At 71.3% G+C, this 24,238-nt stretch carries 22 protein-coding genes; 11 read left to right on the top strand and 11 right to left on the bottom strand.

Annotated elements, in window-relative coordinates; translation table 11 throughout:
• Positions 1 to 192 precede the first annotated feature (192 nt).
• Positions 193 to 696 carry a glutathione peroxidase gene (locus E3T24_RS16630; protein ID WP_134365966.1) on the top strand — a complete coding sequence of 168 codons (504 nt, stop codon included), beginning with the start codon at positions 193 to 195 and terminating at the stop codon, positions 694 to 696.
• A 264-nt stretch (positions 697 to 960) separates the two neighbouring features.
• Here the strand turns inward: E3T24_RS16630 and E3T24_RS16625 are convergent, their stop codons facing one another.
• From E3T24_RS16625 to E3T24_RS16605, 5 genes are read right to left on the bottom strand one after another with little or no spacing between them, the layout of a single operon-like run.
• Entirely contained in the window at positions 961 to 1,809 is an 849-nt protein-coding gene (locus E3T24_RS16625) for a CoA ester lyase (RefSeq protein WP_134434881.1), read from the bottom strand.
• Positions 1,806 to 2,366, bottom strand: a complete 561-nt coding sequence (locus E3T24_RS16620) for a MaoC family dehydratase (RefSeq protein ID WP_134365964.1) — start codon at positions 2,364 to 2,366, stop codon at positions 1,806 to 1,808. Before E3T24_RS16620 ends, E3T24_RS16625 begins: the two co-directional genes overlap by 4 nt.
• Positions 2,367 to 2,375: 9 nt before the next feature.
• Positions 2,376 to 3,542, bottom strand: a complete 1,167-nt coding sequence (locus E3T24_RS16615) for an acyl-CoA dehydrogenase family protein (protein WP_134365963.1) — start codon at positions 3,540 to 3,542, stop codon at positions 2,376 to 2,378.
• Complete coding sequence (locus tag E3T24_RS16610) at positions 3,539 to 5,620, bottom strand: biotin carboxylase N-terminal domain-containing protein (protein WP_134434880.1); 2,082 nt, start codon at positions 5,618 to 5,620, stop codon at positions 3,539 to 3,541. Before E3T24_RS16610 ends, E3T24_RS16615 begins: the two co-directional genes overlap by 4 nt.
• Positions 5,621 to 5,627: 7 nt before the next feature.
• Positions 5,628 to 7,229, bottom strand: coding sequence for a carboxyl transferase domain-containing protein (locus E3T24_RS16605; RefSeq protein ID WP_134434879.1), 1,602 nt, complete (start codon positions 7,227 to 7,229; stop codon positions 5,628 to 5,630).
• A 110-nt stretch (positions 7,230 to 7,339) separates the two neighbouring features.
• Between E3T24_RS16605 and E3T24_RS16600 the strand changes: the two genes are divergently transcribed.
• Entirely contained in the window at positions 7,340 to 7,990 is a 651-nt protein-coding gene (locus E3T24_RS16600) for a TetR/AcrR family transcriptional regulator (RefSeq protein ID WP_134365960.1), read from the top strand.
• 151 nt (positions 7,991 to 8,141) lie between these two features.
• Here E3T24_RS16600 and E3T24_RS16595 read toward each other — a convergent pair whose 3' ends face one another.
• On the bottom strand, positions 8,142 to 8,804 hold the full coding sequence (locus tag E3T24_RS16595; protein WP_166789229.1) for a VOC family protein: 663 nt from the start codon (positions 8,802 to 8,804) through the stop codon (positions 8,142 to 8,144).
• A 309-nt stretch (positions 8,805 to 9,113) separates the two neighbouring features.
• Between E3T24_RS16595 and E3T24_RS16590 the strand changes: the two genes are divergently transcribed.
• Positions 9,114 to 10,061 (top strand): HAD hydrolase-like protein, encoded by a 948-nt coding sequence (locus E3T24_RS16590; RefSeq protein WP_134366383.1) that lies wholly within the window; start codon positions 9,114 to 9,116, stop codon positions 10,059 to 10,061.
• Here E3T24_RS16590 and E3T24_RS16585 read toward each other — a convergent pair.
• From E3T24_RS16585 to pdhA, 3 genes are read right to left on the bottom strand one after another with little or no spacing between them, the layout of a single operon-like run.
• Positions 10,058 to 11,620: a dihydrolipoamide acetyltransferase family protein gene (locus E3T24_RS16585; RefSeq protein ID WP_134434877.1), complete on the bottom strand. Its 1,563-nt coding sequence runs from the start codon at positions 11,618 to 11,620 to the stop codon at positions 10,058 to 10,060. The two genes, E3T24_RS16590 and E3T24_RS16585, sit on opposite strands and share 4 nt — an antisense overlap.
• The gene (locus tag E3T24_RS16580) at positions 11,617 to 12,687 is read right to left on the bottom strand and encodes an alpha-ketoacid dehydrogenase subunit beta (protein ID WP_255572772.1); all 1,071 of its coding nucleotides are present in this window, start codon (positions 12,685 to 12,687) and stop codon (positions 11,617 to 11,619) included. Before E3T24_RS16580 ends, E3T24_RS16585 begins: the two co-directional genes overlap by 4 nt.
• Positions 12,687 to 13,811, bottom strand: a complete 1,125-nt coding sequence (pdhA, locus tag E3T24_RS16575; protein WP_134366180.1) for a pyruvate dehydrogenase (acetyl-transferring) E1 component subunit alpha — start codon at positions 13,809 to 13,811, stop codon at positions 12,687 to 12,689. The genes E3T24_RS16580 and pdhA overlap by 1 nt, the downstream gene beginning before the upstream one ends.
• A gap of 133 nt (positions 13,812 to 13,944) precedes the next feature.
• Here pdhA and E3T24_RS16570 point away from each other — a divergent pair, with 133 nt between their 5' ends.
• From E3T24_RS16570 to E3T24_RS16535, 8 genes are all read left to right on the top strand, one after another.
• Positions 13,945 to 14,463 (top strand): Lrp/AsnC family transcriptional regulator, encoded by a 519-nt coding sequence (locus tag E3T24_RS16570; RefSeq protein WP_134366181.1) that lies wholly within the window; start codon positions 13,945 to 13,947, stop codon positions 14,461 to 14,463.
• Between the two features lie 31 nt (positions 14,464 to 14,494).
• On the top strand, positions 14,495 to 15,112 hold the full coding sequence (locus tag E3T24_RS16565) for an LON peptidase substrate-binding domain-containing protein (protein WP_134366182.1): 618 nt from the start codon (positions 14,495 to 14,497) through the stop codon (positions 15,110 to 15,112).
• A 90-nt stretch (positions 15,113 to 15,202) separates the two neighbouring features.
• Positions 15,203 to 15,688, top strand: a complete 486-nt coding sequence (locus E3T24_RS16560; protein WP_134366183.1) for an oxidoreductase — start codon at positions 15,203 to 15,205, stop codon at positions 15,686 to 15,688.
• Positions 15,685 to 17,703 (top strand): proton-conducting transporter membrane subunit, encoded by a 2,019-nt coding sequence (locus tag E3T24_RS16555; protein ID WP_134366184.1) that lies wholly within the window; start codon positions 15,685 to 15,687, stop codon positions 17,701 to 17,703. The genes E3T24_RS16560 and E3T24_RS16555 overlap by 4 nt, the downstream gene beginning before the upstream one ends.
• The gene (locus E3T24_RS16550; protein WP_134366185.1) at positions 17,700 to 18,647 is read left to right on the top strand and encodes an NADH-quinone oxidoreductase subunit H; all 948 of its coding nucleotides are present in this window, start codon (positions 17,700 to 17,702) and stop codon (positions 18,645 to 18,647) included. The genes E3T24_RS16555 and E3T24_RS16550 overlap by 4 nt, the downstream gene beginning before the upstream one ends.
• Before the next feature lie 8 nt (positions 18,648 to 18,655).
• Positions 18,656 to 19,312 carry a hypothetical protein gene (locus E3T24_RS16545; RefSeq protein WP_134366186.1) on the top strand — a complete coding sequence of 219 codons (657 nt, stop codon included), beginning with the start codon at positions 18,656 to 18,658 and terminating at the stop codon, positions 19,310 to 19,312.
• Positions 19,312 to 20,901: a proton-conducting transporter membrane subunit gene (locus tag E3T24_RS16540; protein WP_198419690.1), complete on the top strand. Its 1,590-nt coding sequence runs from the start codon at positions 19,312 to 19,314 to the stop codon at positions 20,899 to 20,901. The genes E3T24_RS16545 and E3T24_RS16540 overlap by 1 nt, the downstream gene beginning before the upstream one ends.
• Positions 20,898 to 22,505, top strand: coding sequence for an NADH-quinone oxidoreductase subunit C (locus E3T24_RS16535; RefSeq protein ID WP_198416889.1), 1,608 nt, complete (start codon positions 20,898 to 20,900; stop codon positions 22,503 to 22,505). The genes E3T24_RS16540 and E3T24_RS16535 overlap by 4 nt, the downstream gene beginning before the upstream one ends.
• A 427-nt stretch (positions 22,506 to 22,932) precedes the next feature.
• On the opposite strand, the gene E3T24_RS16530 is transcribed toward E3T24_RS16535, so the two are convergent.
• A complete protein-coding gene (locus E3T24_RS16530; RefSeq protein WP_241976211.1) occupies positions 22,933 to 23,274 on the bottom strand; it encodes a metalloregulator ArsR/SmtB family transcription factor in 342 nt (113 codons plus the stop codon).
• A 144-nt stretch (positions 23,275 to 23,418) separates the two neighbouring features.
• A partial coding sequence (locus E3T24_RS16525) for an SGNH/GDSL hydrolase family protein (RefSeq protein WP_134434876.1) occupies positions 23,419 to 24,238 on the bottom strand: 820 nt, incomplete at its 5' end.

Below are 24,238 nucleotides of genomic sequence, written 5' to 3'. Positions count from 1 at the left end.
AAAGTTGGGATTCGGGTGCCCGCACGGGCAGGCTGCGCCCGAAGGCAATGGCATCAGGGTCGTGCAGTCACCGACACTGGGGTCGAGAGGGCACGCATGCTGCTCATGACTGCCCATTCTACCGCAACCGGATGCGACCCCCCGCCGGTCGCCGCCCAGCCTTCTCGAAGCAGCCCGCGCTACGGTCGACGCATGTCAGCTTCAGAGCTCTACTCGACCCCGCTCACCCTCATCGACGGCACGGAAACGACGTTCGGCCAGTTCAGGGGCAAGACGGTTCTGGTCGTGAACGTCGCCTCCAAGTGCGGGTTCACCCCGCAGTACGCGGGCCTGGAAGCGCTCTACGAGAAGTACAACGACGACGGACTCGTCGTGCTGGGCCTCCCCTGCAACCAGTTCATGGGCCAGGAACCCGGAACCGACTCGGACATCGAGTCGTTCTGCCAGCTGAACTTCGGCGTCACTTTCCCGCTGACCGTGAAGGTCGACGTGCGCGGCAAGCACCAGCACCCGCTCTACGCTCAGCTGACGAAGTTCAAGACCGGCCTGCTTCCCGGCCTGATCAAGTGGAACTTCGAAAAGTTCCTGGTGAACGCCCAGGGCGAGATCGTCGACCGGTTCGCCTCGACCGTGGAGCCGGAATCCGAGGAGATCGTCGGCGCGATCGAGAAGGCGCTCGAAAGCAACGCCGCGTAGACGGATGTCCCCACGCCCGTAGACGATGGGGAACGATCCCCCGCGGTTCCGAGGCGCTGCCTGCCGCAACATCCCCGAGCCGCCTGTGCGAATTCGACGGAGATTTTGCCCAAAACCGGTGCCGGACGCCCTCAAAACGTGTTTTAACGCAAAATCTCCGTCGAATTGGTTCGGCGCAGTGCTCGCTCGGCAAGGGCGGCGGACGGCGGGCGAACGTTGCTGACGGTGGCGGGCGGCGCTCGGCGAGGGCGGCGGCGAGCGGCGTTAGTCGGTGGCTTCGGTCGGGGGCTGGTCGAGGCCCGGCGGGATGACTTCCGCGCGGCGCAGCACGGCCTCCGCGTGGCGGAGCAGCGGCGCGTCGACCATGCGGCCCTGGTAGGCGAACACGCCCTCCTCACCGGCCGCCGCCTCCAGGATCGCCCAGGCCGCCGCGACCTCCGCGGGCGCGGGCCGGTAGGCGTCGCGGATGACGCCCACCTGGCTGGGGTGGATGCAGGCCGTGGCCCGGAACCCGCTCGCCACGGCATCGTCGACCTCGGCGGTCAGCCCGGCCAGGTCGGGGATGGCCAGGAACACGCCGTCGACCGCGGCCTTCCCGTGCGCCCCGGCCGCCAGCAGCACGGCGGACCGGGCGTGGCGGGCGACGGCCCGGTAGCTGCCGTCCGCGAACCGGCTGGAACTGCCGCCGAGCGAGGCCACCAGGTCGTCGGCGCCCCACATCAGGGCGACCACGTTCGGCGCGGCCGCGATCGACGGGGCCGCGAGCACCCCGGTCGCGGTCTCGCAGAGCGCGATCACCTCGAACCGGGCCAGCGCCTCGAGCTCGGCGGCGCTGACGGTCTTGGGCACCATGACGTAGCGGTACATCGTCTCGTCGAGCGCGTCGAGGTCGAGGGCGAAGTCGGGGGTGCCGACCGGGTTGACCCGCACGATGGTGCGGTTCGGGTCGAGCGGATGCCCGACCAGCAGCCCGCGGGCCCTGGCCCGGTTCGAGGGCAGGAGGGCGTCCTCGAGGTCGAGGATCACGGCATCCGCCCGGTCGGCGGCCTTGCGGTACCGGTCGGGCCGGTCGGCGGGGCAGAAGAGCAGCGCCGGCCCCAGGTCGAAGCTCATGACGCTGCCACCTGACACCAGACCAGCACCGTGCGCACGGCCGTGGCCACCACGTCCCCGCGCTGGTTGCGCCCGGTGTGGCTGAGCGTGACGAGGCCCTGCCCGGGCCGCGACGCCGACAGGCGCCGCCCGGTCACCACCGTCTCGGAATAGAGGGTGTCCCCGTGGAACAACGGATGCGGGAAGGTCACCTCGCCGAACCCGAGGTTCGCGACGATCGTGCCCTGGGTCAGCTGCGCCACAGAACTGCCGACCAGGGTCGACAGGGTGAACATCGAGTTGACCAGGCGCCGGCCGAACGGCTGGGTGGCGGCCCACGCGGCATCCAGGTGCAGCGACTGCGTGTTCATCGTCAGGGTGGTGAACAGCACGTTGTCGGCCTCGGTGACCGTGCGGCCCGGGCGGTGCAGGTAACGCGCCGCCAGGTCGAACTCCTCGTAGTACAACCCGCGCTGCTCGATCGTGCGCCGTTCGTCGGCGCGGCCGTCGTCGTTGTCGCCGGCGTCGGTGACACCGCCCGCGAGCACGCCGCCCTCGCTGAAGCCGTCCTCGTTCATGCCCTCCTCCTATCCGGTGAAGCCGAGGGCCCGGGAGATGACCATCAGCTGCACCTCGGTGGTGCCCTCGCCCAGCTCGAGAACCTTGGAGTCGCGGTAGTGCCGGGCCACCGGGTTCTCGTTCAGGAAGCCGTAGCCGCCGAAGATCTGCGTCGCATCGCGCGCGTTGTCCATGGCGGCCTCGCTGCCCACCATCTTGGCAATCGACGCCTCCATTTTGAAGGGGTGCCCGTGCACCATTTTCTGCGCGGCGTCATAGTAGGCGAGCCGGGCCGTGTGCACGCGCGCCTGCATCCGTGCGATCTTGAACGCGATGTGCTGGTTGGACCCGATCGACTTGCCGAAGACGTTGCGGCTGTTGGCGTAACGGATGGCCTCCTCCAGGCAGCCCTGCGCCGCACCGGTGCAGAGCGCGGCGAAGGCGACGCGGCCCTCGTCGAGGGTCTGCACGAAGTTGGCGAACCCGCGGCCGCGCTCGCCGAGCAGGTTGGCCTCGGGCACCCGCACGTCCTCGAACACGAGCGGGTGCGTGTCGGAGGTGTGCCAGCCGACCTTGTCGTAGGCGGGCAGCGCGGTGAAGCCCGGCGTCGGGGTGGGCACGAGGATGGCCGTGAGCTCCTTCTTGACCGAGCCGCCGGGCCGCCGGGACTCCCCCGTGACGGCGGTGACCGTGACCAGCCGGGTGATCTCGGAGCCGGAGTTGGTAATGAACTGCTTGGTACCGTTGATGACCCACTGCCCGCCGACCAGCTCGGCCGTGGTCTTGGTGCCCGCGGCGTCGGAGCCGGCATCCGCCTCGGTCAGGCCGAACGCGGCGAGCGCGCGCCCCGCGGCCAGCTGCGGCACCCATTCCTGCTTCTGCGCCTCGGTGCCGCGGCGGTAGACGGGCATAATGCCCAGGCCGACGCCGGCCTCGAGGGTGACCGCGATGCTCTGGTCGACGCGGGCGAGCTGCTCGACGGCGAGGCAGAGCGAGAAGTAGTCCTTGCCCTGGCCGCCGTACTGCACCGGGAACGGCAGCCCGAACAGGCCCAGCTCGCCCATCTGGGCGATGATGCCGTAGGGCAGGCTCCGTTTGGTGTCGTATTCGTAGGCGGCGGGCGCGACGACGGTATCGGCGAAGTCGCGCACGTCGTTGCTGAGACGCTGCTGGTCCTGGGTCAGTTCGGAACTCACGATGATGCTCCCCTGTCTGGGCTGTCAGTGTCTGGGCTGATGATGGTGGCGACGACCTGGTCGAGCTTGACCAGGTCGCCGGGTTTGAAGGTGACGGTGACCAGCCCCGCGATCAGCGCGGTGAGGCGGTGTTCCATCTTCATGGCCTCCACGGTGAGGATGGCCTGCCCCACGGCGACGAGGTCCCCCGTCGCGGCGTGCACGGCGACGACGGTTCCCGGCATGGGCGAGCGCACCTCGGGGCTGACCGCTCCCGGGGCCAGGTCGCGGCCGGCCAGCCGTTCGGCCTGGAGCTCGGCGCCGGTCAGGTGCAGAAGCGAGACCGAGAAACCCGAGCTGCCGATCCACAGCCGGCGGCCGCCGGACCCGAGATCCGGGGCCATGTCGGACACGATGTCGAGCACCTGCAGCACCCCGTCGACCTCGACGCTGACGGCCCTGGGCCGGTTCGCGTCGGTGAGGCTCGCGGCCACGGGCATCCGGTCACCGATCACGACGGATGCCGCGCTCGGCGAGCCCTGCACGCCGACGGTGACCCGGTCGATCGCGCTCGTGGCCAGGGTGTAGTGGGTCGGCCGGGGCGGGCCCATCCGCCAGCCGGTCGGCCGGGACCAGACCGGGTCGGCTGCCGGCATCGCGTCCGACTCCGCCGCCGCCCAGGCCTGCCCGTGCAGGACCAGCGCCGCGGCGACCAGCACGTGGTCGTCGACGCCGCGGAAGGGCAGGCCGGGCAGCCGGCGCTCGATCAGGCCGGTGTCGAGGCGCCCGGCCTGCACGTCCGGGTCCTGCACGAGCAGCCGCAGGTATTCGAGGTTGGTGCTCACGCCGAGCACGAGGGTCTCGGCGAGCGCCCGGTCGAGCCGGGCGAGCGCCTGGGCCCGGTCGGCTCCCCAGGCGATCACCTTGGCCAGCATGGGGTCGTAGTCGGCGGAGATCCGCAGGCCGGGGACGAGCGCGCTGTCCACCCGGATGCCCTCGCCGGTCGCCTCCCGCAGCGCGAGCACGCAACCGGTCGCCGGCAGGAAGCCGCGCTCGGGGTTCTCGGCGTACACCCGGGCCTCGATCGCGTGGCCGGCCAGCACCACGTCGGCCTGGGCGTGGGCGAGCGCCTCCCCCGCGGCCACGCGCAGCTGCCACTCGACGAGGTCGATCCCGGTGACCATCTCTGTGACCGGGTGCTCCACCTGCAGCCGGGTGTTCATCTCCATGAAGAAGAACTCCTCCGGGGCCGCGTCGGAGACCAGGAACTCGACCGTGCCGGCCCCGGTGTACCCCACGCTGCGGGCGGCCGCGCAGGCGGCCTCACCGATCCGCGCCCGGGTGCCCGGGTCCAGCAACGGCGACGGCGCCTCCTCGATCACCTTCTGGTGCCGGCGCTGCAGCGAGCACTCGCGCTCGCCGAGGTGGATCACCCGGCCGTGCGTGTCCGCCAGCACCTGCACCTCGATGTGCCGGGGTGCAGGCACGAAGCGCTCGATCAGGAGGGTGTCGTCGCCGAACGCGCTCGCCGCGACCCGTCTCGCGGCCACGAGCGCCGCGGGCAGGTCGTCGGGGCGCTCGACCAGGTGCATGCCCTTGCCGCCGCCGCCGGCCGACGGTTTGATCAGCATCGGGTAGCCGATCCCCGGGGCCGCGCCGATCAGCTGCTCGTCGGTCTGGCCGGGCACGGAGACGCCGGGGATGACGCTGACCCCGGAGGCGGCGACGTGGTTCTTCGACCGGATCTTGTCGCCCATCACGCGGAGGGCGTGCGCGCTCGGCCCGATGAACACGACGCCCGCCGCGGCGCAGGCCTCCGCGAATGAGACGTTCTCGCTCAGGAAACCGTAACCGGGGTGGATGGCCTGGGCGCCGGTGGCCCGGGCGGCGGCCAGGACGGCATCCTGGTCGAGGTAGCTCAGCCGGGCGCTGGCCGGACCGAGCCGCACCGCGGCATCCGCCAGCATCACATGCCGGGCGCCGCGGTCGGCGTCGCTGTACACGGCGACCGAACGGATGCCGAGGGTGCGGAGCGTGCGGATGATGCGGCAGGCGATTTCGCCGCGGTTGGCCACCAGCACGGTGTCGAAGGCTGTCATGGTGTCCTCACATCCGGAAGAGACCGAAGGCGGTCTCGGGCAGGGGGGCGCGGGACACGACGCCGAGGGCGAGGCCGAGCACCGTGCGGGTGTCCGCCGGGTCGATCACACCGTCGTCCCAGAGCCGGGCGGTCGAGTAATAGGGACTGCCCTGGTGGTCGTACTTCTCGGCGATCGGCGCCCGGAACGCGGCCTCGTCGGCGGCCGCCCACTCCTGCCCGGCGCCCTCGAGCTGCTCCCGCTTCACGGTGGCGAGCACGGAGGCGGCCTGCGGGCCGCCCATCACGGAGATGCGGCTGCCCGGCCACATCCAGAGGAAGCGCGGAGAGTAGGCGCGGCCGCACATGGAGTAGTTGCCGGCGCCGAACGAGCCGCCGATCACGACCGTGAGCTTGGGCACCCGGGCGGTGGCGACGGCGGTCACCATCTTGGCGCCGTGCTTGGCGATGCCGCCGGCCTCATAGTCCTTGCCGACCATGAAACCGGAGATGTTCTGCAGGAAGATCAGCGGGATGCCGCGCTGATCGCAGAGTTCGATGAAGTGGGCGCCCTTGAGGGCGGATTCGGAGAACAGGACGCCGTTGTTGGCGACGATGCCCACCGGGTGCCCGTGCAGGTGCGCGAAGCCGGTGATCAGGGTGGTGCCGTAGTCGCGCTTGAATTCGTGGAACTCGCTGCCGTCGACGAGCCGGGCGATCACCTCGTGCACGTCGTAGCGGGCCTGCACGTCGACCGGCACGGCGGCGTAGAGCTCGGCCTCGTCGGCGACCGGGGCGCGCGACGGGAGGATGTCCCAGGCCGGGGCGAGCGGGCGAGGCAGGGTGGCGACGATGTCGCGCACGATCTGGAGGGCGTGCTCGTCGTTCTCGGCGAGGTGGTCGGTCACGCCGGAGGTGCGGGCGTGCAGGTCTCCCCCGCCGAGTTCCTCGGCCGTGACGATCTCGCCGATCGCGGCCTTCACGAGCGGCGGGCCGCCGAGGAAGATGGTGCCCTGGCCCCGCACGATCACGGTCTCGTCGCTCATCGCCGGCACATAGGCGCCGCCGGCGGTGCAGGAGCCCAGCACGGCGGCAATTTGCGGGATCTTGGCCGCGGACATCCGTGCCTGGTTGAAGAAGATGCGGCCGAAGTGCTCTTTGTCTGGGAAGACCTCGTCCTGTAGGGGCAGGAAGGCCCCGCCGGAGTCGACCAGGTAGACGCACGGGAGCCGGTTCTCGAAGGCGACCTCCTGGGCGCGGAGGTGCTTCTTGACCGTCATCGGGTAGTAGGTTCCGCCCTTGACGGTGGCGTCGTTGGAGATGACGAGCACGTGGCGGCCGTGGATCAGGCCGATCCCGGTGATGATCCCGGCCCCGGGGCTCTCGTCGCCGTAGAGGCCGGTGGCGGCGAGCGGGCAGAGTTCGAGGAACGGGCTGCCCACGTCGAGGAGGCGGTCGATGCGCTCGCGCGGGAGCAGCTTGCCGCGGGCGAGGTGGCGCTGCCGGGAGGCCTCCGGGCCGCCGCGCGCCACGACCTCGAGGCGGCGGCGCAGGTCGGCGACGAGCTCCCGCTGGGCGGCGGCGTTCTCGGCCGCGGCGGCGCCGTCGATCCGACTCACGAGTGTCTCCATCGACAGCTTCCCGTTCGAGCGTGCGAGCGTTACAGTTAGTGATTACTAACCGAAAATTCAGGTTAGCCGTTCGTAACTGAGAAGTCCAGAGTTCGCCGGAAGGACCGCCGATGCCCGAGGTTGCGAGCGAGGGCCGAGCCGAGGCGGCGCCGGAGGGTGCGCTTCAGACCGCAGCCGAAGCCGCGCCGACGCCGCGCAGCCGCGCCAAGGCCGACCGGCGGCAGGCGCTGCTGGGGGCGGCCGCGACCCTGTTCGCGCGGTCGGGGTACAACGGGGTCTCGATCGAGGATCTCGGGGCGGCCGTCGGGGTGAGCGGCCCGGCCGTGTACCGGCACTTCAGCGGCAAGCCGGCCGTGCTCGCCGCGCTCCTGGTGGAGGTCAGCGAGACGCTCGTCGCCGGCGGCCGGCAGGTGATCGATCGCGCCCCGGATGCCGCGGCGGCCCTGCGCGAGCTGGTGCGGTTCCACACCGACTTCGCCCTGTCGAACCCCGACGTGATCCGGGTGCAGGACCGGGATCTGGACAGCCTGGCCACCGGCGACCGGCACCGGGTGCGGGCCCTGCAGCGCGCCTACGTGGAGCTGTGGGTGTCGGTGCTCGGGCAGGTGCATCCGGGGGTGGATGCCGCGCTGTTGCGCATCCGTGCCCAGGCGACCTTCGGTCTGCTCAATTCGACCCCGCACACCCTGCCAGCCTCCCCGAGCGGCGCGGTGCGGCCGCTGCTGGAGGAAATGGCGCTGGCGGCGCTGGGCGCGTCCTGAGGGGCGCGCGCCCGCACGTCGCAGCCGCGTGGGCTCGGCCGCGGGCTTCGCGGGTGCTGCGCCGCTGCGCGCGTGTCACGCCGCGCGCGGAACGGCGCAGCACCCGCGCTCGACTCGGCGTCGGAGGTGCCGCGTGTCGGAGGCGCTGGTGTTACGTGTCGGAGGTGCAGACGCAGAGTTCGTTGCCCTCCGGGTCGGCGAGCACCCACCAGTCGGGGGCGTGCTCGGCCGTGAGCAGATCGCCGCCGACGTCGATGACCGCCTGCACCCGCGCCTCGGCCTCGCTGGTGGGGACGTACACGTCGAGGTGGATCCGGTTGCGTTCCGTGCGCGCGATCTCCATGCTCTGGAACCAGACGCCGGGTCCCTGCCCGTGGGGGTCGGCGAGGTCTATCTCGCCGTCGCGGTACGACTCCACGTAACCGAGCCCGACCCGCCAGAAGGGTCGGATCGCATCCGCGTCGGTGCAGTCGATGGCCACGTCGTAGCGAGCCGGCATGAAGCGGGCTCGTTCGGCGTCCTGCGCGTCGGCGATCTCCTGGATGCGCAGCGCGAGCCTCAGGTCGCGGTCGGTCACGCCGCCCGCGTCGTGGGAGGAGAGCCGGAAGGTGACCCGGCCGTAGCCGAGGCGCACATCCGGGTGGTGACTCAGCGCATCCGCTGCCTCGGCCACCTGGTCGAGCACGCGCACGGCTGAGGCGAAGTCCGCCGTGGTGAACGACCCGTGCAGAGCGCCGTCCAGGTGCACGAAGGCGCCGCCGGAGAGCACGGGCTCGGTGTCGGCAGGGGTCAGGAGGGTGCCCGATTCTTTCATGCCCCCACTCTGCCCGGCCCGTCGGACCCGGTCAAGGCGCGACGCCGCCCGCCCCGTTGCCAGTCCTGCACCCATCCCGCGCTCAGTCTTGCACCCCGTCCCGCGCTCCGTCTTGCACCCAGTCCCGCGCCCAGTCCCGCGCCCAGTCTTGCACCCCGTCCCGCCGAACCAATTCGACGGAGATTTTGGGTCAAAACGGCGTATTCGCCCGTTGTGCGCACTGTGGGAGCAAAATCTCCGTCGAATTGGTTCGCACCGTGCCGGGTCCCGCCCGTAGCCGAAACCGGGAGAGTCGGGTCACACTGAGGCGTGGACACTTCCGGAGAAACCATTCTGTGCGACCTCGACGGCACGATCTACTCCGCCGGCGCAACCGTCGACGGGGCGGCCGAGGCGATTAGCGGTCTCAGGGAGCTGGGTTGCGTCATCCGTTTTCTGACCAATACGGATTCGAGGCCGGAGGCGCTGATCCTGTCCGACCTGCACGCCCGCGGCGTCGACGTGCGTGCCACGGAACTGTTCACCCCCGTGACGGCGGCCCGGCGCTGCCTCGCCGCGTTCGGGAGCGAGGCCAATGTGCTGCCGGTGGTGTCGGGCGCGCTCCGGGAGACATTCGCCCCGTTCATGCGGGAGGGTGACCACCCGATCACCCATGTGATCGTGGGCGACGCGCGGGACACGCTCAGCTACCCCGTGCTCGATGGGGCGTTCCGGGCCATTCGGGCGGGAGCCGAACTCGTCGCCCTGCAACGGGGACGCTACTCCAGACGGGCCGACGGTGACCATCTGGATACCGGCGCGATCGTGGCCGCCCTCGAATACGCGAGCGGGTCGACGGCCGTGCTGCTCGGCAAGCCTTCCCAGGATTTTCTCCGGCTCGCCGCGGAATCGGCCGGGGCCCAGCCGAACGAGGTGTGGGTCGTCGGCGACGACGCAACCACCGACATCGCGATGGGCAACGCGGCCGGCGCGACCACGGTGCAGGTTCGCACCGGCAAATACCCGGACCAGGCCGCCGAGCGGGCCACGATCCGGGCCGCCTACGCGATCGACACGATCGCCTCACTCCCTGGTCGAGGCGGCGTCCGTGCACGCGGCCGAGTAGCCGGTCTCCCCGTCGTCCGGTGGGCCGCCCGGTCCCGCAGGCCCGTCCTCACCAATTCGACGGAGATTTTGAGGGCAAACGACGTTTTGGGCCATTTTTGGCCTCGTGGGAGCAAAATCTCCGTCGAATTCGTTAGGGGCGGGGCCGGCTAGAGCAGGGTAAGGGCCAGGCCGGGGTTGGCGAGGATGCCGGCGATGTCGGTCAGGAACCGGGCGCCCTGCTCGCCGTCGACCAGGCGGTGGTCGAAGGACAGGCTCAGCGTCATCACCTGCCGCAGCGCGATCTCGCCGCGGTACTCCCACGGCCGCGGGCGGATCGCCCCGATCGCCAGGATCACGGCCTCCCCCGGCGGCAGGATGGGCGTTCCGGCGTCGATCCCGAAGAAGCCGATGTTGGTGATCGAGAGGGTGCCGCCGCGCAGGGCAGCCGGGCTGGTGGTGCCCGCCCGGGCGGCCGCGGTCAGCTCGGCGAGCGCCGCGGCCAGATCGGCCAGGCTGAGCCGGTCGGCATCCGTGATCGTGGGCACCAATAGTCCCCGCGGCGTGGCGGCCGCGATGCCGAGGTTCACGTAGTGGAACTGCACGATCTCGGCGGCGGCCTCGTCCCAGCGGGTGTTGACCTCGGGCGTGCGCGCCACCGCGAGGCAGAGCGCCTTCGCGACGACGGCGAGGATGCCGATGCGTGCGCCCGCGAAGGAGCGGTCACGTTTGAGCACCTCGATCAGTTCGACCGTCGGGGTCACATCCACGGTCAGGAACTCGGTCGCGTGCGGCGCGGTGAACGCACTGCGCACCATAGCCTCGGCCGTGTGCTTGCGCACGCTGCGGATCGGGCTGCGGGATTCCCGGGCACCCGGAACGGATGCCGCCGGCGGCGCGGCCGGTTCGGCTCGCGACTGTGCGGCCTCGGCCGGCACCGCGCGCGCCGGTTCGGCCCACGCCTCCACGTCCTCCCGGGTGATCAGCCCGGTCGGGCCGGTCCCGGTCACCCGGGTGAGGTCGACGCCCAGGCTTCGGGCGAGGGCGCGGACAGGTGGCGTGGAGCGCGGACGCTCCCCTGAGACGGGCGACGGCGAGTCAGACACGGTTGCGAGGGAGGCAGAGGCTGACGCAGAGACAGACCGGCTCGGCACGTCAGGGGCCGCGACGTCGGGCACCGGCACAGCGGATGCTGCCGCCCCGGACGCTGCCGGGTCGGGTGCTGCCGCCACGCGTGCTCCCGCGTCGGATGCAGCCGCGTCGGGCGCAGCCACCCCGTGTGCTGCCACCCCGGGTACTGCCACCCCGGGCGCCCCCGCGTCGGGCGCAGCCGTCCCCGGGACCACGCCCGTCGCATCCGTCGCCCCGGCCCGCGCCCGCCGCTGCGGCCGCCCGCCGCGCTCGACGGCGGGCCCGTACCCGACCAGGTTCGCTTGCCGCCCCTGCGCCTCGCCCTCCTCGCGCGAGGACGACGCGGAGCTGGCAGCCTCCGCGCCCGCCACCTCGAACGAGACGATCGGCTCCCCCACGTGCACGACCGTGCCGGGCTGCTGGTGCAGCTCGGACACCACGCCCGCGAACGGGGACGGGAGTTCGACGACGGCCTTCGCGGTCTCGACGTCGGCGATCAGCTGGTTGAGCTCGACCGTGTCGCCCGGCGCGATTCGCCAGGCCACGATCTCGGATTCGGTCAGGCCCTCGCCCAGGTCGGGCAGCCGGAACACCTTGATCATCGTCGTCTCCCCAGGGCACGGTCGACGCCGTCGAGCATGCGGTCGAGGTCGGGCAGGTGGTGGCTTTCCAGCTTCGCCGGCGGATAGGGGATGTCGAAGCCGGTCACCCGCACCGGGGCCGCCTCGAGGTACTCGAAGCAGCGCTCGGTGACGACGGCCACGATCTCGCCGCCCAGCCCTCCCGTGCGCGCCGCCTCGTGGGTGACGACGAGCCGGCCGGTCTTCCGCACGGAGGCCTCGACCGTGGCGTAGTCGACCGGCGACAGCGAGCGCAGGTCGATCACCTCGATCGACACGCCCTCGTCGGACGCGGCGATCGCGGCATCCGTCGCGGTGGCCACGAGCGCGCCGTAGGCGAGGAGCGTGACGTCGGTGCCGGGCGTCACGACCCGGGCGCTCTCCATCGGGGCGCCGAGCTCCGGCGACACCGCGCCGGGCACGTGGTAGCGGCGCTTGGGCTCGAAGTAGAGCACCGGGTCGTCGGAGGCGATCGCCTGGCGGATCAGGCTGTAGGCGTCCTGCGGGTTGGAGACGGCGACCACGCGCAGCCCCGAGGTATGGGTGAAGTACGCCTCCGGCGACTCGGAGTGGTGCTCGGCTGCGCCGATGCCGCCGCCGAACGGCACCCGGATGGTGATCGGCATCCGCACCGCGCCCTGGGTGCGGTAGTGGATGCGGGCGACCTGGCTGACGATCTGGTCGAAGCCGGGGAAGATGAAGCCGTCGAACTGGATCTCGCAGACCGGGCGGTAGCCGCGGTAGGCGAGCCCGACCGCGGTGCCGATGATCGCGGACTCCGCCAGCGGGGTGTCGACGACCCGGCGCTTGCCGAATTCGGCCAGCAGGTCGCTGGTCACCCGGAACACGCCGCCGAGCGTGCCGATGTCCTCGCCGAGCAGCACCACCTTGGGGTCGTCGAGCATCGCCTGGCGGAGGCCGGCGTTGATCGCCTTGGCCAGGGTCAGGGTGGTCGTGCCGGTCAGCGGCACCGGCGTGGCCAGGGGCACGGATGTCGGTGCCGGGCCGGCCACGGACGGGGAAGGTCTCACTATGGTCGTCATGGTCATCAGGCCTTCCCTCCGGTGGAGTCACTGCTGGTCTGCTCGAAGCCGGCCAGGTAGGCGGCGTAGTTCGCGCGCTGGCCGTCCAGGGCCGCGTGGGGGGTGGTGTAGACGTGGGCGAGCACGCTCAGCGGCTCCGGGTCGGGCATGTCGATGCAGCCGGCGCGGAGTACGGCGGCCGTGGCATCCGCCCGGGCCCTGGTCTGCTCCTCGACCTCCGGGGTGAGCAGGCCGAGCCCGTCGAGCAGCAACCGCAGGCGCAGGATCGGGTCCTTCGCCGCCCACTCCTCGAGTTGGCCGGCGGGGCGGTAGCGGGTGGGATCGTCGGCCGTCGTGTGCGGCCCCATCCGGTAGGTGACGGCCTCGATGAAGGTGGGGCCGCCGCCGGTGCGGGCGCGGTCCAGGGCGATCCGGGTGGCGGCCATCACGGCGAGGACGTCGTTGCCGTCGACCCGGAGGCTGGGAATGCCGAAACCGGGCGCCCGGTCGGCGATGCTGACCCGGGCCTGCACCCCGACCGGTTCGGAGATCGCCCACTGGTTGTTCTGGCAGAAGAACACCACCGGCGCCTGGAAGCTGGCCGCGAAGACGAGCGCCTCGTTGACATCCCCCTGGCTGGTCGCCCCGTCACCGAAGTAGGTCACCGCGACCGAGTCGACCCCGTCGGCCAGGGCGCCCATGGCCCAGCCCGTCGCGTGCAGGGTCTGGGCGCCGATGATGATGTTCGGCGTCGCCATCCCGAAGGCGTACGGGTCCCAGCCGGACTGCGCATTGCCCCGCCACACCCGCACGATGTCGGCCGGCGCCACGCCCCGGCAGTACGCCACCGCGTTCTCGCGGTAGCTTGGGAACACGAAGTCGTCGGGCCGGAGCGCGCGGGCCGAGCCGACCTGCGCGGCCTCCTGGCCCAGCAGCGGCGGCCACAGGCCGAGCTCGCCCTGGCGCTGCAGCGCGGTGGCCTCGGCGTCGATGCGGCGCACAACGACCATGTCCTGGTAGAGGGCGACCAGGTGCGCCCCGGTCACGTCCTCGACCCACGGATCCAGCCGGTCATCGGGCTGCCGAACGCCGTCCGGCGTCACGAGTTGCAGAAAAGTGGCGGGAATGTCTCCCGCGAGGATGTCGAGCATAATGGCCGCTCCCAGCGTCGTTGCCGAAGTTGTAGAGAGCGTACGGTCAGGCGACACAGGGCACAACCATGTCCAAAAATATTGAGCATTCTGCCCTATTCAGGGGGCCGCTCGCGTGCTACCGTCGAGCATTATGCACAGTCTGGACAAAGTCGACCTGCAGCTGCTCCGAGCCCTCTGCACGGACCCGCGCAGCACCTTCGTCGCGCTGGCCCAGCAGCTCCATCTCTCCCGCAACACGGTGCAGGCCCGGATGGCCCGGCTCGAGGAGTCCAACGCCTTCCTGTCCTTCGACCGCCGCGTCAACCCGGTCGCCCTGGGCTACCCGCTGACGGCTTTCATCGAGGTGCACGTGCAGCAGAAGCGGCTGACCCAGATCGTCGCCGAGCTCGCCCAGATCCCCGAGATCGTGCAGGCCTACGGAATGAGCGGCTCGACCGACCTGCTCGTGCGCGTGGTCTGCACGGATGCCGACGACCTGTTCCGCATCGACGGCACCATCCTGGCCTGCGAGGGCGTCGACCGCACCGAGACCTCCCTCGCGATGGGCGAGCTGATCCCCTACCGGGTCACCCCGCTGCTGGAGCGCACCGCCCGCCGGGTGGGCCCGAGCGGCAGCACCGGCGGCAGCCCGGACGAGGTCACGACCTGATGCGGCCCCCGCGAGTGTGACCGGCGCCCCGATGACCATCCTGCCGATGTTCCCGCTGGGATCCGTCCTGTTCCCCTATATGCCGCTGCAGCTGCGGGTGTTCGAGGACCGGTACCTGGTGATGCTCAGCCGGATCCTGCACGAGGAGCCCGCCGAGTTCGGCGTCGTGCTGATCGAACGCGGCCAGGAGGTCGGCGGCGGCGAGCGCCGATTCGCGATCGGCACCGTCGCCCAGGTCACGGAGGTGGAGGCGGCCGAGGGCTTCGTGGCCGTCACCGCCCAGGGCGAGCGGCGCATCGAGGTGCTCGACTGGCTCGAGGAGGACCCGCACCCCCAGGCGGTCGCGCGTGAACTGGAACCCCTCGACTGGGACGACGAGCTGCTGCCGCTCCGCGAACAGGCCGAACAGGCCGTGCGCCGCGCACTGGCACTGGCGAGCGAATTCGCCGACCAGCTCTGGCCCTCGACCGTGGAGCTGTCCCACGACCCGGCGGCGGCCGCGTGGCAGCTCGCCGGCATCTCACCGCTCGGACCGCTCGACCAGATCGCGCTCCTGCGATCGACCACCATGGAGGGCCTCCTCACCTCGCTGCTCGAGTTCACCGCGGCGGCCGTGGACGCTCTCAGCGCCCCCTGGCCCGAAGACTGACCCCGAATCGTCCCTGCCGAATCTATTTGATAAATTCACCATATAGGTATATAAAGAAGTAATGATGTGTCGCCTGCCACGGAGCCTGAGTTGAGCGTCAAACGGCTGACCGATCTCATCCGGCAGAGCGGACGCATCGCCGAACCGGCCCCGCCCGCCCCCGCCTTCTTCCCCGGCGCCGAGGTCTTCGGCGGCAGCATCCAGGTGCGCTTCATCAACGCGGGCGGCTGCAACGACTGCGCCCAGGAGGTGTCGAGCGCGTTCGGCCCCGTCTACGACGTCGAGCGCTACGGCATCCGTCTGGTCGCGTCGCCCCGGCATGCCGACGTGATCCTGATCACCGGCGCCGTGACCCGCAACATGATCGAGCCCATCCGGCGCACGGTCGACGCCACGCCGACGCCCCGATTCGTGATCGCCGTCGGCGACTGCGCGCTCACCGGCGGCGTCTTCGCCGAGGGGTACGGGATCGCCGGCCCGGTGCCCGATTTCATCGACGTCGACCTGGCCGTGCCGGGCAACCCGCCCGAACCCGCCCTGATCGTCGAGGCGCTCCGACGGATGACCGGCCGATGACGGCCCTCGAAGCCGGGATGCTCGGCCAGGTGCTGCTCCTGGCCCTCGCCGTCACGGGCGCACTGCTCGTGGGCACCCGCTGGCGCTCCCGGGTGATCGGCACCCTCTGCGCCCTCCTCGCGGCCGCCGGAATCGTCACCGGCGCGATCGCCCTGTTCGGCGGCGAGGGGTCGCTCACGATTCCCACCGCCCTGCCGATGGACCCCCTCGTGCTCTCCCCCGACCGGCTCGGCGGCCTCGTGATGATGGTCGTGTCCGCCGTCGGCGTGCTCGCCTCCCTGTTCGGGATCGGCTCCGCCCGGGTCGCGTCGGCGTCCCGCACCTCATGGGTCTCGATGGCCGTGTTCCTGTTCGGGATGCAGCTCGTGCCCGCGGCGACCGACATCGTCTCGTTCCTGCTGTTCTGGGAGATCATGACCCTCGGGTCGACGGCGCTGCTGCTGGCCCACCACGCGACCCGCGGCACGGTGGCCTCCGCGATCGTCTGGTACTCGGCCATGTCTCAGCTGAGCTTCTTCTTCGTGCTGGCCGGCTTCGCCGTGCTGGCCGCGGCCACCGGCGGCACCGGCTTCTCCGGGCTGGCCACCGTCGACCCCGCCTCCTGGCAGGCGAGCCTCGCGTTCGTGCTGCTGCTCCTCGGCTTCGGCGGCAAGGCCGAGCTCGTGCCCCTGCACGTCTGGGTGCCCCGGGTTCTGCCCGAGGCACCCGGCCACGTCGCCGCCGCGATGAGCGGCGCGATGGTCAACATCGGCGTCTACGGCGCCCTCCTCGTCTGCGTGCGGCTGCTGCCGAACGGGCCGGCCTGGTGGGGCGTCCTGATCATGGCCCTCGGCGGGCTGTCCGCGCTCTACGGGATCCTGCAGGCCTCGGTGGCCAGCAACCTCAAGGTGCTGCTGGCCTACTCCACGACCGAGAACATGGGGCTGGTGTTCCTGGGGCTCGGCGCATCCGTGCTGCTGCGCGCGGACGACGCCACGGCCGCGGCCGACGCGGCCCTCGTCGCCGCCCTGCTGCTGATGGTCAGCCACGCCGCGTTCAAGGCCACCCTGTTCCTCGGCGCCGGCGCGATCGCCCGTTCGACCGGGGAAATGAACCTCGACCGGCTCGGCGGGCTCGGCAGCCGCATGCCGTGGACCGCCGCCACCTTCGGCGCCGCCGCGATGGGAGCCGCCGCCCTGCCCGTCACCAGCGGGTTCGTCGCCGAGTGGATGCTGCTGCAGGCCCTGATCCACGGCTCCCGGGTCGACGGAGAGGTCGTCTCCGTGACCGCCTCGGTGGCCATGCCGCTCGCCGTCGCCGTGATCGCCCTGACCGCGGGGCTGGCCCTGCTCACCTTCGTCAAGGCCTACGGGATCGCATTCCTCGCCCGCCCCCGCTCCCCGAAGGCGACACAGGCCCGAGAGGTTCCCGTGATCATGCGCGTCTCGCTCGTTCTCGGCGCGCTCGGCGTGATCGCGCTCGGCCTGGTCCCCGGGCCGCTGGCCGTGGCCATCGCCTCGGCCGTGGGCCCCGCCTTCGCGCCCGACGTGCGCACCGTCGGCCTGGCCGGCGTCGACGCCCGCGGCATCGACGCCGTGCTGGACCCGACGACCTTCGTGGTGCTGGCCGCGCTGCTGCTCGTCCCGGTGCTGATCGCCCTCTTCGCCTCCGCCCGGCGCCACCCCACCCGAACCTCGCCCCTGCCCTGGGCCGGCGGCGGGTCACGGCTGCGGCCGCGGATGCAGTACACCGCCACCTCCTACGCCGAGCCCCTGGTGCGCGTGTTCGACGACGTGCTCCGGCCCTCCCGCGACGTGGAGGTCACCCACGTCGGCGAATCCCGCTACCTGGTGGAACGCGTGCACGTGGAACAGAGCGTGTCCGACGTGATCGAGACCCGGTTCTACCGCCCGATGCTGAACGCCGCACAGCGGTTCGGCATTCTGGCCCGACGCGCCCAGAACGGCAGCATCCATCGTTACCTGTCCTATTCCTTCGTCGCCCTGCTGTCCGTGTTGATCGTGGTGTCCCTGTGACCGGCGCGGCGATCGCGATCGCCCTCGTCCAGCTGGTGCTCTTCGTCTTCCTCTCCCCGCTGCTGATCGGCGTGATCCGCCAGGTTCGGGCCCGGCTCGAGGGGCGCGCGGGCGCCGGCATCTGGCAGCCGTGGCGGGACGTGCGGAAACTCCTCACCAAGGACCCGGTGCGCGCCGCCGACAGCAGCTGGATGCTCGCGGCCGGTCCGGTCACCCTGCTCGTGTCGAGCCTGCTGCTGGTCGCGCTGCTGCCGCTGGTCGGCACGCTCCCCCTGCCGCTGATCCCCAGCGACCTGTTCGTGATCGTGTCGGTGATGCTGATCGGCGTGGTCGCGCTGGCCCTGGTCGGCCTCGACGCGGGTACCGCGTTCGGCGGCATGGGCTCCAGCCGGCACATGACCGTCGCCGCCCTCGTCGAGCCGACCCTGCTGCTCGCGGTGTACGCGCTGTCGATCCCGGCCGGCACGTCCACCCTGTCGCTGATCGTGGAGACCCGGCTGGCGAACCCGGCCGTGATCATCTCTCCGGTCAGCCTGCTGGCCATGGTCGCCCTGGCGATCGCCATCATGGCCGAGACCAGCCGCCTGCCCGTCGACAACCCGTCCACCCACCTGGAACTGACCATGCTGCACGAGGCCATGGTGCTGGAGGCCTCCGGGCGGGACCTGGCCTGGCTCGAGCTGGGCTCCTGGCTCAAACTGGCCGCGCTGCTCGGGCTGCTCAGTAACCTGATCGTCCCCTGGGGGGTGCTGACCGAGTTCTCCCCGCTCGGCCTGCTGGTCGGCGTGGTCACCGTCACGGTCAAGATCCTCGCGCTGGGCGTCGTGCTCAGCGTCGGCGAGGTGTTCCTGGCCAAGGCGCGCCTGTTCCGGGTGCCCGAGCTGCTGGCGGGATCGTTCGCCCTGGCCCTCCTGGCCGTCACCGCCTCCTACCTGGTCGCTTAGGAGATCCCGTGTTCGACACCATCTACCCCCAGCTGATCGGCCTCTGCACCGGCGCCCTGCTGCTGACCAGCGCCCTGATGGTCTGGCGGCACTCCCTGCTCGCCTCAATCCGCCTGCTCAGCGTGCAGGGCTTCGCGCTCGCCGCCCTCGTCGCCGTGATCGGCGTGGAGGAGGGCGAGACCGAGGTCATCATCGTCTCCGTGCTCGTGCTGCTGGTCAAGGGCATCGGCCTGCCGTGGGTGCTCGCCCACGAGACCCAGGCCACGACGCGCACGGATGAGGCGCCGCGCCTGAACCCGACGGCGGGTCTGTTGACCGTGGCGCTGCTGACCATCCTCAGCTACGTCGTCGCCAGCCGGCTCCTCGCCGGGGACAGCAGCGTGTCCGCCCACGCGGCCCCGATCGGGCTGGCCATGGTGCTGATCGGCTTCCTGCTCCTGGTCACCCGGCGGCAGGCCGGGTCGCAGCTGATCGGCTTCCTCGTGCTGGACAACGGCATCGCCACGGTCGCGTTCCTGACCAGTGGCGGGGTTCCCCTGTTCCTCGAGCTCGGCATCTCCCTCGACGTGCTCCTGGTCGTGGTCATCCTCTACGTCTTCGCCGGCCGGATGCGAAATAAGTTCGGCAACACGGACATCGACCAGCTCAGAAAGTTGCACGACTGATGTCATTCGCCCTCTGGACGCCCCTCGCCGTCCCGGTCATCCTGGCCCTGCTCAGCCTCGCGGTCCCCGTCCCCGCGCTCCGCCGGCTCGCCCCGGTTGCCTCCAGCGCGGCCGTGCTCGGGTCCGGACTCCTGCTCGTCAGCGCGGTGGTGGCCGACCAGGTGCCGACGCTCGGCGGCGGCCTGCTCCGCGCGGACGCGCTGTCCGCGTACATGCTCACCGTCGTCGGCGCGGTCGGCCTCGTCTCCACCTGGGGCGGGCTCGGCCACGCCACGGCCGCCCCCGCCCGGTTCGCCGGCAGCTACGACGCCCTGATCTCGGTGTTCCTGGCCGCGATGAGCCTCGCCGTGCTCGCCGACAACATCGGCCTGATGTGGGCCGCCGTCGAAGCCACCACCATCACCACCGCTTTCCTGGTCGGGCACCACCGCACCCGGTCGTCGCTGGAGGCCGCCTGGAAATACGTCATCCTCGGCTCCGTCGGCGTCGCCATCGCCCTGCTCGGCATCGTGCTGATCTACGCCGCCTCCCGCGGCACGGGCGAACCCACCCTCTCCTGGCTGGTGCTGAGCCAGGCCGGCCTCCCCCTCGACCCGGTGCTGATCCGGGCCGGCGGCGCACTCGCCGTGCTCGGCTTCGCCACCAAGGCCGGCCTCGCGCCGATGCACAGCTGGCTTCCCGACGCGCACAGCCAGGCACCCGCCCCGGTGTCCGGCCTGATGAGCGGCGTGCTGCTCGCGGTCGCCCTCTACGCCATCCTGCGCATCCAGACCATCACGAACGCCGTGATCGGGCCGGACTTCCTGCGCATCATGCTCAGCATCGCCGGGCTGCTCTCCCTTTTCGTGGCTGCGGCGCTGCTGATCCGGCAGCGCGACTTCAAACGGATGCTCGCCTACTCCAGCATCGAACATATGGGCATGATGGCCGTCGGCGCAGCCATCGGCGCGGCGGCGCTGCCGGCCGTGCTGCTCTACGTGCTCGGCCACGGCCTGACCAAGGCCACGCTGTTCGTCATCTCGGGCCGCATCCTCGAGGTCGAGGGCACCCCCCGGATCGACGGAGTGCGCGCCCTGCTCGTGCGGCGCCCCGGGCTGGCCGTTCCCTGGCTGATCGCGATGGCCGCCCTGATCGGTTTCCCCCCGTTCAGCATCTTCTTCTCCGAGGTCGGCATCATCATCGCCGGCTGGACGACCGGCATGGGCGCCGTCGTCGGCATCGCCCTCGTGCTGCTGCTGGTCATCTTCGCGAGCCTCACCCGGCTGACGGTGACCATGACGATCGGCGCGCCCGCGGCATCCGTCACGGCAGGTGCGGCCGTGGCAGCCGGTGCGGCCGTCGGGGCCGGTGCAGCCGGTGCGGCCGTCGGGGCCGGTGCAGCCGGTGCAGCCGGTGCAGCCGGTGCGCCTGCCGAACTGGCGGGCCCGGACGCGCCGGCTGCGCCGCCGGCCGAACCGGACCGGTCGGCCCACGGGCCCCGGCTGCCGCTGATCCTGGCCCTCGGGACCACGGCCGTGGTGGCCTTCATCGCCGAGCCGGTCGGCACGCTGCTGGCCCGCGCGGCCGCCGTTCTGGGAGGAATCCAATGACGACAACGAACCCTTCCCTGAGCGACGGCCCGGAGGTGCACACGCTCTCCCGGGACGAGCTCCCGGCCGAAGCCGCCGACCTGCTGTCGACCGGCAACCGGCTCGCGATGGTCACCTGCCACGACGACGGCGACCGGTTGCGCGTGGTGTACTCCTTCGTGGCCGTCTACCCGCGGCGGCAGATCGACCTCGTCGTGCCGGTTCCCTACGACGACGCCTGGGTGCCGAGCCTGGCGAACGTGTCCTATCCCGCCGGCAACTTCGAGCGCGGCATGCGCGACCTGTTCGGGCTGCGGCCGGCCGACCACCCGCAGCCGTACCGGCTCGTGCGCCACGGTCACTGGCCCCGCGGCTGGTACCCCATGCTGCACGGGGCGCGGGTCACGCCGGAATTCGAACCCGACACCGAGTCGTTCCCGTTCGTCGAGGTGGAGGGCCCCGGGGTCTACGAGATCGCGGTCGGCCCCATCCACGCCGGCATCATCGACCCCGGCCACTTCCGCTTCTCGGTCGTGGGCGAGACCATCGTGCGGATGGAAGCCCGGCAGTGGTACATGCACCGCGGCGTCGAGCGGCTCTTCGAGGGTCGCCGCCCCGAGGATGGCATCGAACTGGCCGAACAGATCACCGGCGACACCGTCGTGGGCCACACCCTGGCCTACGTGATGGCCGTCGAGGCCGCCCGCGGCATCGACGTGTCGGAGCCGGACCGGATGCTGCGCGCCCTGCTGCTCGAACTCGAACGCATCTACAACCACGTCTCCGACCTCGGCTCGCTGGCCAACGACGTCGGTTTCGGCATCGTGCACTCGCACACCCAGCGACTGCGGGAGACCCTGCTGCGCATCAACAAGACCGTCACCGGACACCGGTTCCTGCGCGGCGGCCTGACGATCGGTGGAGCCTCGGTGCTGGCCCTGCCCGACCCGACCGACCTCGCACGGGTCGCCGTCGACGTGCAGGAGATCATCGCCATCACGCTCGGGCACGCGATCGTGCGGGACCGGTTCACCGGCACCGCCCCGCTGCCCGTCGGCCAGGCGCAGGCGATGGGCACCCTCGGCTACGTGGCCCGTGCCTCCGGCGTCGACACGGACGCCCGCCGGGACCACCCGTTCGTCGACCTCGGCGAGCACTTCCACGTGGTCACGGAGACCGGCGGCGACGTGCTCAGCCGCTACCGTGTGCGCGCGGGCGAATTCGAGGTGTCCATCAACGTGGCGATCGACCTGATCGGGCGGCTCGGCTCGCACCGGGGCGGCGGCGCGGCCCCGGCGCCGGCCCCGGCACCGCAGAAGGGCGGCAGCGCGGCGTCCGGGGCGTCTACGCCCGCGGCATCCGTTACTTCGACCCCCGTGGCCGCATCATCCGCGGCATCCGTGTCACCCGCGGCATCGGGCCTGTCCCTGGTCGAGGGCTGGCGCGGCACCATCTGCCACCGACTCGAGCTCGGGCCCGACGGCGTGATCACCCGGATCAAGGTCGTCGACCCGTCGTACTTCAACTGGCCGGCCCTGCCGGTGGCCCTGGCCGAGACGATCGTGCCGGACTTCCCCCTGGTCAACAAGAGCTTCAACCAGTCCTACGCGGGCAACGACCTGTAGCCGCGCTGAAGCGCCGCTTCACGGCATCCGTCGGTCACCTGTCGCGGCACCCGCCCAACGCATCGCGTCGCGGCGCAGGTTGGGGTCGCGGGCGCAGGATAGAACGTGCGCCGGCGGCCATAACCTGCGCCGCGAGCGGATGTCGGCGAACGGGCGACGACTACGACGACGGATGGGCGACGGATGCGCGACGCGGGAGCGTCTCGGCACCCGCGGGGCACCCGCTGGCGCCGAGCGTCGCGGCACCCGCTGGCGCCGAGCGTCGCGGCATCCGCTGGGCGCCGAGCGTCGTGGCGCAGGTTGTGGCCGCGGGCGCAGGCTGGAACATGCGCCTGCGACCATAACCTGCGCCACGAGTTGGCTTCGGGTGGCAACGTGGCGGGACGCGGCTCGGGCTCGGGCTCGGGCTGGGGCTCCGGGACTCGGGCTACCGGGATTCCTGCTCGATCGTGCGGAGCAGGGCGTGGGAGTCCTCGAGGGTGGACACCAGCATCCGTTTCGCCACGGCGAGGAGTTCGGCGACGTCGGGGTCGCGGAGCGCGTAGAAGATCGTGTTGCCGTCGCGTCGGGTGAGCACCACGCCGGCCCGGCGAAGCACCCCCAGCTGCTGGGAGAGGTTCGACAACTCCGCGCCGAGCGCCTCGGCCAGGCTGCCGACCGAGCGTTCGCCCTCGACCAGCTGTTCGAGTACCTGCACGCGCAGCGGATGCCCGAGGGCCTTGAACAGCTCGGACTTCAATTGGGCCATGGGCAGTCCGGTCGTCGACACAGTTTGATCATATCGCTAACTTGTAATACTTTCAAATAGCCGACCTCTGGTGACGTCGGTGCCGGTCTCCTGGATGGCGTCGGACGTCCGCAGACACGCAGGAAGCGCTCGCGGCCGCGCGGCCGCGAGCGCTTCCTGCGGCTCTCAACGGCGCAGCACGCCGTCGTTGGCCAGCGCCCGGTAGTAACCGAGGGTGTTGCCGAGCGCGTTCGGGTGGAAGTTGCTCGGTGCCATCACGTTCGACGGGTCGAAGGCGATGTAGGGCACACGAGACCCGATTCCATGGTCGGCGAACTCGTCAGTCACGTTGACGTAGCGAATCCGGTCGACTCCGGCCGGCTCGGGGGTGACCCCGACGGCCGTCTGGATCGCCAGGTTCAACGCTCCGGTTCCCTGGTTGACCAGGTCGCCCAGGGGGGAGGCCCCGGGCTTGAACAACAGCGGATAGCCCAGCACGGCGACGCGGGCATTCGGCAGGGTCGCCGCGAGCTGGCCATAGGTCCCGGCCAGGGCGGCCACGAAGGCCGGGTCGGACAGGGTGGCTTGGCTTGCCTGCACGGCCCCAACGCAGTCCGCACTCCCCGGGTCCGGGGCGCAGGCCCGAAGGATCTCGGTCGACCCGGCGTCGATGCCGCCGACCGCCAGGGTGACCAGCTTCGTTGAGGTGCCGACGCCAACCAGTTGGGCCGGGATGTCGGCCAGGCGCGCCCCGGAGCACGCCTTGTTCGCGATCAGGCGATACGGGCTGAGCAAGGAGGTGATGACCGGGTAGCTCTTGTACCGGCTGCGCAGGCAGTTCAGGTCGGAGTACGGTGGGGCGCCCTGTCCGGCGGTGAAGGAGTCGCCGAGGGCGACATACTCCAGCGGCGCGTAAGAGGTGGCCCGGGGAGCATTAGAGCTCGCGACCGCGCCGGCGGCGGCGGCCGGGGCGGCGGTCGCGGCGGCCGGGGCGGCGGCCGGGGCG

It is taken from the genome of Cryobacterium sp. TmT2-59 (genome assembly GCF_004403545.1).
Lineage (GTDB): Bacteria > Actinomycetota > Actinomycetes > Actinomycetales > Microbacteriaceae > Cryobacterium > Cryobacterium shii.
This window is presented reverse-complemented; position numbering and strand designations above follow the sequence as displayed.

Bases quoted from the DNA above. Each gene is read 5' to 3' on its own strand.
- E3T24_RS16540 (WP_198419690.1), top strand. From the start codon at position 19,312: ATGTCATTCGCCCTCTGGACGCCCCTCGCCGTCCCGGTCATCCTGGCC.
- E3T24_RS16535 (WP_198416889.1), top strand. From the start codon at position 20,898: ATGACGACAACGAACCCTTCCCTGAGCGACGGCCCGGAGGTGCACACG.
- E3T24_RS16585 (WP_134434877.1), bottom strand. From the start codon at position 11,620: ATGATCAAGGTGTTCCGGCTGCCCGACCTGGGCGAGGGCCTGACCGAA.
- E3T24_RS16605 (WP_134434879.1), bottom strand. From the start codon at position 7,229: ATGGAGACACTCGTGAGTCGGATCGACGGCGCCGCCGCGGCCGAGAAC.
- E3T24_RS16630 (WP_134365966.1), top strand. From the start codon at position 193: ATGTCAGCTTCAGAGCTCTACTCGACCCCGCTCACCCTCATCGACGGC.
- E3T24_RS16600 (WP_134365960.1), top strand. From the start codon at position 7,340: ATGCCCGAGGTTGCGAGCGAGGGCCGAGCCGAGGCGGCGCCGGAGGGT.
- E3T24_RS16555 (WP_134366184.1), top strand. From the start codon at position 15,685: ATGACGGCCCTCGAAGCCGGGATGCTCGGCCAGGTGCTGCTCCTGGCC.
- E3T24_RS16570 (WP_134366181.1), top strand. From the start codon at position 13,945: ATGCACAGTCTGGACAAAGTCGACCTGCAGCTGCTCCGAGCCCTCTGC.
- E3T24_RS16620 (WP_134365964.1), bottom strand. From the start codon at position 2,366: ATGAACGAGGACGGCTTCAGCGAGGGCGGCGTGCTCGCGGGCGGTGTC.
- pdhA (WP_134366180.1), bottom strand. From the start codon at position 13,811: ATGCTCGACATCCTCGCGGGAGACATTCCCGCCACTTTTCTGCAACTC.
- E3T24_RS16610 (WP_134434880.1), bottom strand. From the start codon at position 5,620: ATGACAGCCTTCGACACCGTGCTGGTGGCCAACCGCGGCGAAATCGCC.
- E3T24_RS16580 (WP_255572772.1), bottom strand. From the start codon at position 12,687: ATGACCATGACGACCATAGTGAGACCTTCCCCGTCCGTGGCCGGCCCG.
- E3T24_RS16625 (WP_134434881.1), bottom strand. From the start codon at position 1,809: ATGAGCTTCGACCTGGGGCCGGCGCTGCTCTTCTGCCCCGCCGACCGG.
- E3T24_RS16565 (WP_134366182.1), top strand. From the start codon at position 14,495: ATGACCATCCTGCCGATGTTCCCGCTGGGATCCGTCCTGTTCCCCTAT.
- E3T24_RS16595 (WP_166789229.1), bottom strand. From the start codon at position 8,804: ATGAAAGAATCGGGCACCCTCCTGACCCCTGCCGACACCGAGCCCGTG.